Here is a 13,707-nt window from a genome sequence, read left to right as displayed (position 1 = left end):
GCCGTGCGTCGCATCGCCATGTGGTCCGGGCCGCGCAACATCAGCACGGCCATGATGCGGGCCTTCGAGAACCGGCCCGACTGCGCTGTTGTCGACGAGCCCTTCTACGCCGCCTACCTGGTCGAGACCGGCCTCGAGCACCCGGCGCGGGAGGCCATCATCGCCAGCCAGCCCACGGACTGGCGCGTGGTCGCCGAGGACCTTGTCCACGGCGCGCGCGGCGATGCCACTGTCTTCTACCAGAAGCACATGACGCAGCACCTGCTGCCGTCCATGGATCTCGCCTTCACCGACGGTCTCGAGAACTGCTTCCTGATCCGCGAACCGCGGCGGATTCTCGCCTCCTACGCGCGCATCCGCCCGGCCTTCAGCCTCGAGGAGGTCGGCTTCCCGCAGCAGATCGCCCTCTTCCGCCGGGTCCGCGAGCGCCTCGGCGCCGTGCCGCCGGTGATCGACTCCGCACTCACGCTGAAAGACCCGGCAAGCGTCCTGCGCCAGCTCTGCGAGAGGATTGGCATCGCCTTCAGCGACCGCATGCTGCACTGGCCCGCGGGCCCGCGGGACAGCGACGGGGTCTGGGCGCCGCACTGGTACGCCGCCGTGGAGGCCTCCACGGGCTTCGCACCGCCGGAGCCGAATGCCGCGCCCCCGCCCCTGCCCGCGGCGTACGAGGCTCTGTGCGCGGAAGCCGAGGCGATCTACGCCGAGATGCTACCCTACGCGATCCGCCCGGACGACTGACCCCTAGTGCAGGGCCCCGTCCCGACGGTGGGCGGAGAACACGTACTCGAACACTTCCCGGTAGCTGCGCGCGAAGTGGGCCGTCATGCCCTGGCGCAGGTAGTCCGGCAGTTCCTCGTAGTCGCGCTTGTTCGCCTGCGGCAGGATCACCTCGAAAATGCGGCTGCGCCGCGCGGCAATGATCTTCTCGCGGATGCCCCCCACCGCCAGCACCTGCCCGGTGAGCGTGAGCTCCCCTGTCATGGCCAGCGGCCGGCGGATGCGCTCGCGGCGGGCCAGCGATACCAGCGCCGTGGCCATGGTGATACCCGCGCTCGGGCCGTCCTTGGGCGTCGCGCCTTCCGGCACGTGCAGGTGCACCATGGCCATGTCGAAGAAGTCCCGGTCACAGCCATAGTCCTTGAGATGCGCGACCACATGGCTGTAGGCGATTTCCGCCGACTCCTTCATCACGTCGCCCAGCTTGCCGGTGAGCTTGAAGCCGCGGTTGAGCGTGTGCACCTGCGATGACTCGATGGCCAGCGTCGCACCGCCCATGGCCGTCCAGGCCAGGCCCGTGGCCAACCCGACACCACGCTGCGGGCGCTCCTGGGTGTAGACCGGCTTGCCGAGCAGATCCTCGATATCCTTCTTGCCCACGCGCAGCTTCGCGCTGCGGTCGCCGTCCATGAGCCTGCGGATGCTCTTGCGCATGATGCGGGCGAGCTGCTTTTCGAGGTTGCGCACCCCCGCCTCGCGGCAGTAGGACTCGATCACGACCTTCAGCGCCGCGTCGTTGATCTTCAGCTGCTCCGGCGGCAGGCCGTGGCGCTCGAGCTGCTTCGGCCACAGGTGGTGCTTCGCGATCGCCAGCTTCTCCTCGGCGACGTAGCCGGCGAGGCGCAGCACCTCCATGCGGTCGAGCAACGGCCCGGGGATCGTGTCGAGCTGGTTCGCGGTGCAGATGAACAGGACCTGCGACAGGTCCACGCGCAGGTCCAGGTAGTGGTCGAGGAAGCCGGTGTTCTGCTCCGGGTCCAGCACCTCAAGCAGCGCCGAGGCCGGGTCGCCCTGGTAGGAGGCGCCGATCTTGTCGATCTCGTCGAGCATGATCACCGGGTTGGCGACCTTCACTTCCTTCAGCGCCTGCACGAACTTGCCGGGCATGGCACCGATGTAGGTGCGCCGGTGCCCCTTGATCTCCGCCTCGTCGCGCATGCCGCCGAGGCTGAAGCGGTAGAACTCCCGCCCCAGCGCCTCGGCCACGGAGCGGCCGATGCTGGTCTTGCCCACCCCCGGCGGCCCCACGAGCAGGAGGATGGAGCCGGCGATGCGGCCGCGGAAGGCGCCGACGGCGAGGAACTCCAGGATGCGCGCCTTCACGTCCTCGAGACCGTCGTGCTCCGCATCGAGCACCTGCTGCGCGTGGCCGAGGTCCAGCTGGTCCTCGGAGTACACCCCCCAGGGCAGGCTGGTCGCCCAGTCGAGGTAGTTGCGGGTCACGCCGTACTCCGGCGAACCGGTCTCGAGCACGCCGAGCTTGTGCAGTTCGTCCTCGATGCGCTGCGCCACCGGCTCCGGGGGATCCAGCGCTGCGAGGCGCTCGCGGAACAGCTCCGCATCGGAGGTGCGGTCGTCCTTGGAGATGCCGAGCTCCTTCTGGATGACCTTGAGTTGCTCGCGCAGGAAAAACTCCCGCTGCTGCTTCGAGACTTTCTCGTTGACCTGCTCGCTGATCTTCCCCTGCAGTTCGGCCACCTCGCGCTCGCGCCTGAGCAGCCCCAGCACCTTCTCCATGCGCGACTGCAGCGGCAGGGTCTCGAGGATTTCCTGCAGGTCCTCCCCCGACGCCGTGGTCAGCGCCGCGGAGAAGTCCGCGAGCAGGCTCGGCTGGTTCGGGTTGAAGTTGGCGAGGTACTGCTTGAGCTCTTCGCTGTACAGCGGGTTCAGTGGCAGCAGTTCCTTGATGGCCTTGATCAGGGCCATGGCATAGGCCTTGATCTCGTCACTCTCGCGGTCGCCCTGGCTGCGCGGGTACTCGACCTGCACCAGCCACGGCGCCTCGTCGGTCAGCCAGCGTACGATGCGGAAGCGCTTGAGCCCCTGCGCGAGGAAATGCGCGGGGTTCTCGGCCATGGACTGCGGCTTGTGCAGGCGCACCGCGCAGCCGAGCTCCGGGAACTGCCGCTGCTCCACGTCCCCCGGGGCGATCCCGGGCACAAACGCGAGCCCGACCACGCCGCTGCCGCTGCGGCCCACGGCCTTGAGCGTCTCCCCCCACTCCTCGGGGTTGATCGCCACGGGCTGCACCTGCCCGGGAAAGAACGGCCGGTTCGGCACGGGCATGAGGTAGATGGTATCCGGCAGCACCTCGTCGGCCACCGCCGGCGCCGCCTGGCTCCCCTGCCCCGCCTTCGCTTCCTGCTCGTCGCTCATGCTGCCATCCACTCGCCGAAAGCTCTGGATGTGGGGCTTTTTTACGCTTATTCAAGCTTCAAGCGCTGGTGGAGCCTGCTGACTGGGGAGGTGCCACGTTGTCGCGTCGCGACCCGTAGGCGACCAATGGAGCCGCTTCCACGCCAGCGGTGCCATATTGCCGCGTCGCGGCGGGAGGGGGTGTCCCGGACACGCCAATTCGCCATCCATGGCGGCTCGGGCTCGGCGTCCTGCCTCGCACGGTCCGGGACACCCCCTCCCGCCACGCCGCTGCCGACGGAGCACGATGCAACGCCGTAGCACCTGCACAGCCGTTCGCTGGCTACGCCGTCAGGGGCCGGCGCGGAAAAGGGGTACCGGGATCGTGCACGGCCACGGAGGGCCGTGCCCGAGCTGCCATGGATGGCGCTTTTTGCGTATCCCGGTACCCCTTTTCCGCGGCGGACCCGAGCTACGAAGCTGCGCCTTCGGTCTCTCGGTCTACAAAAGCGCCGCTCTCAAACGCCCGAAGCAGAGAGCATCCTACTCCTCAGGCCCGTGCTGCCCGGGATGGTTCGGGGGGAAGGGGAAGGCGGCGACGTTGCCGCGGGGTTTGCCCTCGGAGATCTTGCCGGTGCCTTCCTTGTCGACCTCGTCGATGCGGATCACCGAGTGCAGGGGAACGTAGCTGCGCTTGACACCGCTGAAGGCGTTCTTGAGCTTCTCCTCGCTCGGGTCCACCAGCAGCTGCGAGCGCTCACCGAAGACGAACTCCTCGATCTCGATGAAACCCCAGAGGTCACTCTGGTAGATCTGCCGGGCATAGACCTCCACGACCTCGTTGCCGTTCTGGAAGATGACCTTGTAGACCGGTTGTTGCGCCATGTTCTCGGATTGGTTCTGTGCTGGTTTCGTGACGGGTGTCGGGTGGACCGCGACAGGGCCCGCCGCACGGGCGGCCGGCCATGGTACCACCAAAAAAGGCAAAAGCCATCGACCCTAGGTTTGGCCGGGCAGCGCCGGTATAATGCGCGCCCGTTTTAACGACGGGCACCATTCATTGACAAGAGCACAGGGCATCGCCCGGGGAAAAGACGTGGCCAGGAAACTGTACGTCAAGACACACGGCTGCCAGATGAACGAGTACGACTCCGCGCGGATGCAGGACCTGCTGCGCGAGAGCCACGGCCTCGTGCCCACGGACGACCCAGAAGAGGCCGACGTGCTGCTCCTGAACACTTGCTCCATCCGCGAGAAGGCACAGGAGAAAGTATTCCACCAGCTCGGCCGCTGGAAGCAGCTGAAAGAGAAAAATCCGAACCTGGTGATCGGCGTCGGCGGCTGCGTGGCCAGCCAGGAAGGCGCGGAGATTGGCAAGCGCGCCCCCTACGTGGACCTCGTGTTCGGGCCGCAGACCCTGCACCGGCTGCCCGAGATGATGGAACAGCGCGGGCCCGGCGGTACGCTCGTGGTGGATGTCAGCTTCCCGGAGATCGAGAAATTCGACCGGCTGCCGGAGCCCCGGGTCGACGGGCCGACGGCCTTCGTCTCCATCATGGAGGGCTGCAGCAAGTACTGTACCTTCTGCGTCGTGCCCTATACCCGCGGCGAGGAAGTCTCGCGGCCGCTGGACGACGTGATCCTCGAGGTCAGCCAGCTCGCCGAGGGCGGCGTGCGCGAGGTGACCCTGCTCGGCCAGAACGTGAACGCCTACCGCGGCGAGAACCACCTCGGCGAGATCGTCGATTTCGCGGAACTACTGCACTTCGTGGCGCAGGTGCCGGGGATCGACCGCATCCGCTACACCACCTCGCACCCGGTGGAGTTTTCCGACGCGCTCATCGACTGCTATACCGAGATCCCGGCGCTGGTGGACCACCTGCACCTCCCCGTGCAGAGCGGCTCCGACCGCGTCCTCGCCGCCATGAAGCGCGGCCACACGGCCCTCGAGTACAAGTCGAAGATCCGCCGGCTGCGCCGGCTGCGGCCGGATATCAGCATCTCCTCCGACTTCATCGTCGGGTTCCCCGGCGAGACCGAGGCGGACTTCGCAGCGACCATGAAACTGGTGGAGGACATCCGCTTCGACACCTCCTTCAGCTTCGTCTACAGCGCCCGGCCCGGGACGCCGGCCTCGGAGCTGCCGGACGACACGGACGAGGCGACGAAGAAGCAGCGGCTGCATATCCTGCAGGCCCGTATCAACCAGGAGGCGCAGGCGATCAGCCGGCGCATGGTCGGCAGCACGCAGACGATCCTGGTCAGTGGCGTGTCGAAGAAGGATCCGGGGCAGCTCCAGGGCCGCACGGAGAACAACCGCGTCGTGAACTTCGCCTGCACGGACCATGCACTCATCGGCCAGTTCGTCGACGTGCGCATCGAGGAGGCGCTGCCGAACTCCCTCCGCGGCATGCTGACGCCCGCGCCGGCGGCCGCTTCCGCAGGTTGACGCCCTGCAAATCCCCGTTATTCTCAATGACTCATGCACCGGCACCCGCCGCACCTGACATTTTGACCGACGACACCCCACACAGTGAGGCGGTAGAACGCAGCCTCACCCTGGAACCCGACGACGCCCGCCACCTGGCCATGCTCTGTGGCCAGCTCGACGCCCACCTGCGCCAGGTCGAGGACCGGCTGGGCGTGCGTATCGCCTCCCGGGGCAACCAGTTCCTGGTCACCGGGCCCGAGGCGGCGGCGCAGGCGGCCGCGGACCTCCTCGAGCACCTGTACGCCGAGGTCTGCCAGGGTGTGGCGCTCACGCCCGAGTCCCTGCACCTGCAGTTGCAGCAGGCGGGCCTGGAGGCCCGCGCCGAGGCGGCGCGCGAGGCCGACGAGGGCACGGCCGTCGAACCGCTGCAGGTGATCCGCACCCGCCGCGGCTCGATCAAGCCGCGGGGCAAAAACCAGCAGGGCTACGTGCGCAGCATCAAGCACTGCGACGTCAACTTCGGCATCGGGCCCGCGGGCACGGGCAAGACCTATCTCGCCGTGGCCTGCGCCGTGGAGGCGCTGCTCGAGGAGCGGGTGCGGCGCATCCTCCTCGTGCGCCCCGCCGTGGAGGCGGGGGAAAAGCTCGGCTACCTCCCCGGGGACCTGGCGCAGAAGATCGACCCCTACCTGCGCCCGCTCTACGACGCGCTCTACGAGATGCTCGGCTTCGAGACCGTGAACAAGTACATCGAGCGCAGCATCATCGAGGTGGCGCCGCTCGCCTTCATGCGCGGCCGCACCCTGAACGGCTCCTTCATCATTCTCGACGAGGCGCAGAACACGACCCGCGAGCAGATGAAGATGTTCCTGACCCGCATCGGCTTCGGCTCCACCGCCGTGATCACCGGCGACGCCACGCAGATCGACCTGCCCCGCGGCGCCCAGTCGGGCCTGACCCACGTGGCACAGATTCTCCAGGGGATCGACGGCATCGGCTTCACCTGGTTCGCCAACCGCGACGTGGTGCGCCACCCGCTGGTACAGCGCATCGTCGAGGCCTATGACGAGCATGACGACCGGGCCACGTCACTGGAAAACAGTCGCCGATCATGATGCTCGACCTCGTGGTACTAAAGGCCTGTGAGGCGACCGTGCCCGGGGAGGAAGAGTTCCAGCGCTGGGTCGGCGCCGCCCTTGCCGCCGCCGGCCGCGAAGGGGATGCCGAGATCGCCCTGCGCGTGGTCGACGATGCCGAGATGGCGGCGCTGAACGAACGCTTCCGGGGCCGCCCAGGTCCGACCAACGTGCTGTCCTTCCCCGCCGATCTCCCACCGGGCCTCGAGCTGCCGCTCCTCGGCGACCTCGTCCTCTGCGCCCCCCTCATCGAGCGGGAGGCGCGCGAGCAGGGCAAGGCGGTCGCGGCGCACTGGGCGCACCTCGCCGTGCACGGCACGCTGCACCTGCTCGGCTACGACCACCAGGCGCCGGCGGAGGCCGCCGCCATGGAGGCCCTGGAAACCGACATTCTCGGCAGCTTCGGGCTGCCCTGTCCCTACGGCACCGAAGCCGCGGAGGAATCCCTGCACTGTGAGTGATGATCGCAACGGCCAGGACGGCGACGAACGTTCCTGGCTCAACAAGATCGGCCAGCTGTTTTCCTCGGAGCCGCGCAGCCGTCGCGACCTCGAGGATGTGCTCAGCGTCGCCGCCGAGAACGAGGTGATCGACGAGGACGCCCGCAGCATCATCGAGGGCGCGATGCAGGTCAGCGACATGCAGGCCCGGGACATCATGATCCCGCGCGCGCAGATGGTGGTGATCAAGGCCGAGAGCAGCCTCGAGGAAATCCTGCCGCAGATCATCCGCTCGGCGCACTCGCGCTACCCGGTGATCGGTGACAACCCCGATGACGTGCTCGGCATCCTGCTGGTCAAGGACCTGCTGCCGCAGATCCTGCGCAAGGAGACCGACGCCTTCGACATCCGCGACCTCCTGCGGCCGACCGTCGTGGTGCCCGAGAGCAAGCGCCTCAACGTCCTCCTGCGCGAGTTCCGCCAGAACCGCAACCACATGGCCATCGTCATCGACGAGTACGGCGGCGTCGCAGGGCTGGTGACCATCGAGGACGTGCTCGAGGAGATCGTGGGCGAGATCGAGGACGAGACCGACGTCGAGGAAGACCAGTTCATCCGCCGCATCGGCGACGAGGAGTATTTCATCAAGGCGCTGACGCCCATCGAGGACTTCAACGAGTACTTCGAGGCCCGCTTCAGCGACGAGGAATTCGACACCATCGGCGGCCTGGTCATCCACGCCTTCGGCCACATGCCGGCCCGCAACGAGACCACGCGGGTGGGCACCTTCGAGTTCAAGGTCATTAACGCAGACCAGCGCAAGATCCACAGCCTGCGCATGCGGCCCGTGGACGACTGACGGTGGCCCGTGCCACCGGGAGCCCGGACGCCGGTAACCCCGACGCCGGCAGCACCCGTGAGCCGGCGCGCTGGCTGAGCGCGCTCATGCCCGTTGCCGGCGCGCTGCTGACCCTTTCCTTCGCGCCCTTCGGCTTCTGGCCGGCGGGTATCGCCGGCGCCGCGCTCTTCGGCTACAGCCTGTGCACCTGCGGACCGCGCCGGGCGGCCTGGCGCGGCTGGCTTTTCGGCGCGGGACTCTTCGGCACGGGCGCTTCCTGGGTCTACGTCAGCATTCACGTCTACGGCGCCGCGCCCGTTCCCCTGGCGGTGTTTCTCACGGTCGTCTTCTGCGCCGGCCTCGCCCTCCTGCCAGCGGCCTTCGCCGCGGCCTACGCGGCCTGGATACGCCCGCTCCCGGGCGGCATGCTGCTCGGCTTCCCGGCCCTCTGGGTACTCTTCGAGTGGCTGCGCAGCTGGCTGCTGACGGGCTTCCCCTGGCTCTACCTGGGCTACGCCCACCTCGACAGCTGGCTCGCCGGCTGGGCACCGGTGGCCGGCGTCTACGGCGTCTCCTTCGCCGTGGCGCTGACGGCCAGCTGCCTGTTCCTCGCCTGGCGCAGCCGCCGGCCTGCGGCGCTGCTGGTCTACAGCGCGCTCCTCGCCGTGCTCTGGGGCGGCGGGCGCCAGCTCGCGCAGGTCGAATGGGTGGCGCCGGCAAGCGAGCTGCCGCTCTCCGTCGCCCTCTACCAGCCGAACATCCCCCTGGAGAAGAAGTGGAACCGGCGCTACTACGGCGACATCCTCCGCCAGTACGAGGCGGCCATCGGCCCGCAGCTGGCGCACGACATCGTCATCTGGCCCGAATCCGCCATTCCCCGCCTGTACCGGAGCGCACGTCCCTTCCTCGACCCCGTCAGTCGCCGCGCACGCCTCGCCGACAGCACCCTGATCACCGGCATCCCCACGGCGCCGGAGCCCGGCGTCTTCCACAACAGCATCATCGCCCTCGGCCAGGGCTCCGGGCTCTACCACAAGCAACGGCTGGTCCCCTTCGGGGAGTACGTGCCCCTGGAGCGATGGCTGCGCGGCCTGATCGCCTTCTTCGACCTGCCCATGTCGAACTTCAGCCGCGGGCCCGCCGGCCAGCCGCCACTGCGCGCCGGCAGCCACCGCGCCGCGCCCTTCATCTGCTACGAGATCGTCTACCCCGGGCTGGTGGCGAGCGGCTCCCGCAACGCCGACCTGCTGGTCACCATCAGCAACGACACCTGGTTCGGGGCCTCCATCGGCCCCCTCCAGCACCTCGAGATGGCGCGCATGCGGGCGCTGGAGAACGGCCGCTACCTGCTCCGCGGCACCAACAACGGGGTGACGGCCATCATCGACCACCGCGGCCGGGTGCGCGCCCGCACCGCGCAGTTCGAGGAGGCCACCCTGGTCGGCGACGCCCGCGCCATGCTCGGCCATACGCCCTTCACCAGCTTCGGCACCGGCCCGGTGATCGGCGGCTGCGCCGTCCTGCTGCTGCTGATGGCACTGGCCTACCGGATCTTCTGGCGAGACGGCCGCTGAGCGTCGCCGCTACGGCGGAATATTGATACCATCCCGCTTCTCTTTTTTTCTTTCGCGCGCCCGCGCGGAGCCCGGGCCCGACGACCTGACGCAACGGAACCAGAAACGACCCATGGACGAGCACTACGACCCGCAGGCACTGGAGGCGGCGGCCCAGGCCTACTGGGAGGAACAGGGAAGCTTCGCCGCCAGCGAAGACCACGCGCGCGAGAAGTTCTACTGCCTGGCCATGTTCCCCTACCCCAGCGGCAAGCTGCACATGGGACACGTGCGCAACTACACCATCAGCGACGTGATCGCGCGCTACCAGCGCATGCAGGGCAGGAACGTCCTCCACCCCATGGGCTGGGACGCCTTCGGCCTGCCGGCGGAGAACGCCGCCATCGCCAACCAGACGGCACCGGCGGCCTGGACCTACAGCAACATCGAGCACATGCGCGCGCAGCTCAAGGCCCTGGGCTTCAGCTTCGACTGGCAGCGCGAGCTCGCCACCTGCCGGCCCGAGTACTACCGCTGGGAGCAGTGGTTCTTCACCCGCCTCTACGAGAAGGGCCTGGTCTACAAGAAGATGGCGACGGTCAACTGGGACCCGGTGGACCAGACCGTGCTCGCCAACGAGCAGGTCATCGACGGCCGCGGCTGGCGCTCCGGCGCCCTGGTGGAACGGCGGGAGATTCCGCAGTGGTTCCTGCGCATCACCGCCTACGCCGACGAGCTCCTCGACGGGCTCGACCGGCTCGTCGGCTGGCCGGAGCAGGTGCGCACCATGCAGCGCAACTGGATCGGCAAGAGCCGCGGCGTCGAGCTGGCGTTCAGCCTCGATGAACCCGTGGCCGGCGAGGCGCGCATCGAGGTCTATACGACTCGCCCGGACACCCTCTTCGGCGTGACCTACCTGAGCCTCGCGCCTGAACACCCGATCAGCCAGGCCCTGGCGGCGGACAGCCCGGCGCTGGCCACCTTCATCGAGGAGTGCCGCAAGAGCGGCGTCTCCGAGGCCGAGACGGCCCAGGCCGAGAAGCGTGGTATGGACACGGGGCTCACCGCCCGGCACCCGCTCACCGGCGAGGCCATCCCCGTGTGGGTCGCCAACTACGTGCTCATGGACTACGGCTCCGGCGCGGTCATGGCCGTGCCCGCGCACGATCAGCGCGACTGGGAGTTCGCCCGGCGCTATGACCTGCCCATGACCGTGGTCATCTGCGAGGAGAGCGGCAAGCCGGCGGATGTCAGCGAGGCGGCGTACACGGACTACGGCCGCCTCACGAATTCCGGCGACTTCGACGGGCTGCTCTTCGAGGACGCCTTCGAGGCCATCGCCGCGGCGCTTGCCGAGCGCGACGCCGGCCGGGTCACCACCCAGTACCGGCTGCGCGACTGGGGCGTTTCGCGGCAGCGCTACTGGGGCGCACCGATCCCCATGCTCAACCTGCCGGACGGGGGCGAGATCCCGATCCCGGCGGACCGGCTGCCGGCGCTGCTGCCGGAGGACGTGGTCATGGACGGCGTCACCTCGCCGCTGAAGGCCGACCCCGAGTGGCGCCAGTTCGAGTTCGACGGCCAGGTCGTCGAGCGGGAGACAGATACCTTCGACACCTTCATGGAGTCGTCCTGGTACTACGCCCGCTTCACCTGCCCCGACTACGAAGCGGGCATGCTCGACAGCGAGCGCGCCAACTACTGGCTGCCCGTGGACCAGTACGTGGGCGGCATCGAGCACGCCATCCTGCACCTGCTCTACGCACGCTTCTTCCACAAGCTCATGCGCGACGAGGGCCTGGTGGATTCCGACGAGCCGTTCCAGCGCCTGCTCACCCAGGGCATGGTGCTCAAGGACGGGGCCAAGATGTCCAAGTCCAAGGGCAACACGGTGGACCCGACCGCGCTCATCGAGCGCTACGGCGCCGACACCGTGCGCCTGTTCAGCATGTTCGCGGCCCCACCGGACCAGTCCCTGGAGTGGTCCGATTCCGCCGTCGAGGGCGCGCACCGCTTCCTCAAGCGGCTCTGGCGCATGGTCGCCGAGCACGTTGCCGAAGGCCCGGTACCCGCCCTGGACCCGGCCGCTCTCGACGACGCGGCCCGCGACGCGCGGCGCAAGGTGCACGAGACCATCGCCAAGGTCAGCGACGATTACGGCCGCCGCCAGACCTTCAACACGGCCATCGCCGCGGTCATGGAGCTGTGCAACGAGCTCGGCCGCCTCGACGGCACAGACCCGCAGGCCCGCGCTGTGCTCCGCGAGGGCCTGGATGCCGCCGTGCGCCTGCTCTGCCCGGTCGTGCCCCACGCCTGCCACCACCTCTGGCGCGCCCTGGGGCACGAGGACGACGTGACCTGGGCACCCTGGCCCGCTGTGGACGACAGCGCCCTGGCGCGCGACAGTATCGAGATGGTGGTGCAGGTGAACGGCAAGGTGCGCGCAAAAATGTCCGTACCGGCGGACATCGACAAGGCCGGGGCCGAGGCGGAGGCCCTGGCGCAGCCCAACGCTCAGCGCTTCCTGGAAGGCAAGACCGTGCGCAAGGTGATCGTGGTGCCCGGCAAGCTCGTCAACATCGTGGTCGGCTGATGGCCTCGTTAATGGCCTCGCCGCTGCCACGGCTCGCCGCCGTCCTTGTCGTCACGCTGCTGGCCGGCTGCGGCTTCCACCTGCGCGGCACCGGCGGCGGTACCGCGCTGCCGGACAGCTGGCAGGCCATGCACCTGCAGGCGGCGAGCCCGAACAGCGAGTTCACCCGGGTCCTGCGCGCACGGTTCACGGCCAGCGGCATCCGCTGGGTGAATGCCGGCGAAGCGACGCACCGCCTCGAACTGGGCCCGGAGCGCTTCGCCCAGCGCAACCTCTCCATCAACGCCGAGGCCCGGGCCGCCGAGTTCGAGCTGACGCTGCGCGCCACCTTCGCCGTGCGCGACGGCGAGGGCGCCCTGGTCATGGGCCCGGAGACGGCCCAGGTCGCCAAGCAGATGGAGAACGATCCGCGCAACGTGGTGGGCAAGGCGGAGGAGATACGCATCCTCCGCGACGAGATGCGCGGGGAACTGGCGCAGCAGATCATCCGCCGCATCGCCTTCTTCGCCGCCAGCAGCGGCTGATGCGCATCACCCCGGAGCAGCTCCCGGCCCACCTCGCGCAGTCGGTGCTGCCTGTCTATCTCGTCAGCGGCGACGAGCCGCTGCTGGTACAGGAATGCGCCGACCAGCTGCGGGCCGCGGCCCGCGCCGGCGGCTGCAGCGAGCGGCAGGTCCTGGACGCCGACGGCCGCGACTTCGACTGGCAGGCCCTGCGCGACTGCGCGGCGAACCTGTCGCTCTTCGCCGAGCACAAGCTGGTGGAACTGCGGCTGCCGGGCGGCAAGCCCGGCACCGAGGGCAGCAAGGCGCTCTGCGAGTACCTGGAACTCGCCGACCCCGGCGACCGCCTGCTGATCGTGGCCGGCAAGCTCGACAGGAACGCCGGCAATAGCAAGTGGTACAAGGCCATCGACCGCGCCGGCGGCACGGTGCAGGTGTGGCCCGTGCGGCCGCGGGAACTGCCGGGCTGGCTCGAGCGGCGCATCCGCGGCGCCGGCATGCGCATCGACCGGGACGCCCTCGCCCTGCTCGCCGAGCGCGTCGAGGGCAACCTCCTCGCGGCCCTGCAGGAGATCGAGAAGCTCAAACTCCTCGGCACAGACCACATCACCCTGGACGCGGTCACCGACAGCGTCCTCGACAACGCCCGCTACAACCTCTTCGCGACCATCGACGCCGCCCTGGCCGGCGACACCGCTCACGCCCTGCGCATGCTGCAGGGGCTGCGCGGCGAGGGCGTCGAGCCGGCGGTGGCCTGCTGGGCCGCCAGCCGCGAGGTGCGCCTGCTCGATGAGCTCGCCCGCGACATCGCCGGCGGCCAGCGGCCGCAGCAGGCCCTTGCGGCGCGGCGGGTCTGGAAGTCACGCATGGGCGTGCTGCAGGCGGCGCTCGGCCGCCACGACCCGGCCAGCTCCGCCGCGGCCCTGTCCCTGGCGCTGGCCGCGGATGCCGCCGCCAAGGGCTACGGCCCGGGCGACCCCTGGCTCGCCCTGGAGCAGCTGCTCCTGCATATCGCCGGCCCGTAGCGACCTGTCGCCTTTTCGGGCAGGTCATTCCCGGCCAGCTTGCGCTCCCCGGC

The 13,707-nt window shown here is 69.0% G+C and carries 11 protein-coding genes; 9 read left to right on the top strand and 2 right to left on the bottom strand.

Annotated elements, in window-relative coordinates; all coding sequences use genetic code 11:
• Positions 1 to 3 precede the first annotated feature (3 nt).
• Entirely contained in the window at positions 4 to 741 is a 738-nt protein-coding gene (locus tag ACX93N_RS01175) for a sulfotransferase-like domain-containing protein (protein ID WP_459426549.1), read from the top strand.
• Positions 742 to 744: 3 nt separating this feature from the next.
• On the opposite strand, the gene lon is transcribed toward ACX93N_RS01175, so the two are convergent.
• Positions 745 to 3,156 (bottom strand): endopeptidase La, encoded by a 2,412-nt coding sequence (gene lon, locus ACX93N_RS01170; protein ID WP_459426548.1) that lies wholly within the window; start codon positions 3,154 to 3,156, stop codon positions 745 to 747.
• Between the two features lie 522 nt (positions 3,157 to 3,678).
• Complete coding sequence (locus ACX93N_RS01165) at positions 3,679 to 4,020, bottom strand: DUF1820 family protein (protein WP_459426547.1); 342 nt, start codon at positions 4,018 to 4,020, stop codon at positions 3,679 to 3,681.
• Between the two features lie 211 nt (positions 4,021 to 4,231).
• Between ACX93N_RS01165 and miaB the strand changes: the two genes are divergently transcribed.
• The 8 genes from miaB to holA all read left to right on the top strand — a co-directional run bounded on the left by miaB (position 4,232) and on the right by holA (position 13,654).
• Positions 4,232 to 5,584: a tRNA (N6-isopentenyl adenosine(37)-C2)-methylthiotransferase MiaB gene (gene miaB / locus ACX93N_RS01160; RefSeq protein ID WP_459426546.1), complete on the top strand. Its 1,353-nt coding sequence runs from the start codon at positions 4,232 to 4,234 to the stop codon at positions 5,582 to 5,584.
• A gap of 26 nt (positions 5,585 to 5,610) precedes the next feature.
• Positions 5,611 to 6,681 (top strand): PhoH family protein, encoded by a 1,071-nt coding sequence (locus tag ACX93N_RS01155; RefSeq protein WP_459426545.1) that lies wholly within the window; start codon positions 5,611 to 5,613, stop codon positions 6,679 to 6,681.
• Positions 6,678 to 7,163, top strand: a complete 486-nt coding sequence (ybeY, locus tag ACX93N_RS01150) for an rRNA maturation RNase YbeY (protein ID WP_459426544.1) — start codon at positions 6,678 to 6,680, stop codon at positions 7,161 to 7,163. Before ACX93N_RS01155 ends, ybeY begins: the two co-directional genes overlap by 4 nt.
• Positions 7,156 to 8,001: an HlyC/CorC family transporter gene (locus ACX93N_RS01145; RefSeq protein ID WP_459426543.1), complete on the top strand. Its 846-nt coding sequence runs from the start codon at positions 7,156 to 7,158 to the stop codon at positions 7,999 to 8,001. Before ybeY ends, ACX93N_RS01145 begins: the two co-directional genes overlap by 8 nt.
• Before the next feature lie 2 nt (positions 8,002 to 8,003).
• A complete protein-coding gene (lnt, locus tag ACX93N_RS01140) occupies positions 8,004 to 9,554 on the top strand; it encodes an apolipoprotein N-acyltransferase (protein ID WP_459426542.1) in 1,551 nt (516 codons plus the stop codon).
• A 112-nt stretch (positions 9,555 to 9,666) separates the two neighbouring features.
• On the top strand, positions 9,667 to 12,126 hold the full coding sequence (gene leuS / locus ACX93N_RS01135) for a leucine--tRNA ligase (protein WP_459426541.1): 2,460 nt from the start codon (positions 9,667 to 9,669) through the stop codon (positions 12,124 to 12,126).
• Positions 12,126 to 12,650: an LPS-assembly lipoprotein LptE gene (locus tag ACX93N_RS01130; RefSeq protein WP_459426540.1), complete on the top strand. Its 525-nt coding sequence runs from the start codon at positions 12,126 to 12,128 to the stop codon at positions 12,648 to 12,650. Before leuS ends, ACX93N_RS01130 begins: the two co-directional genes overlap by 1 nt.
• Positions 12,650 to 13,654: a DNA polymerase III subunit delta gene (gene holA, locus ACX93N_RS01125; RefSeq protein ID WP_459426539.1), complete on the top strand. Its 1,005-nt coding sequence runs from the start codon at positions 12,650 to 12,652 to the stop codon at positions 13,652 to 13,654. Before ACX93N_RS01130 ends, holA begins: the two co-directional genes overlap by 1 nt.
• The last annotated feature ends 53 nt before the right edge of the window (positions 13,655 to 13,707 follow it).

This window comes from Pseudohaliea sp., from assembly GCF_054552115.1.
The sequence above is the reverse complement of the archived record's forward strand: the minus strand, read 5'-3'. Positions and strand labels throughout refer to the sequence as shown.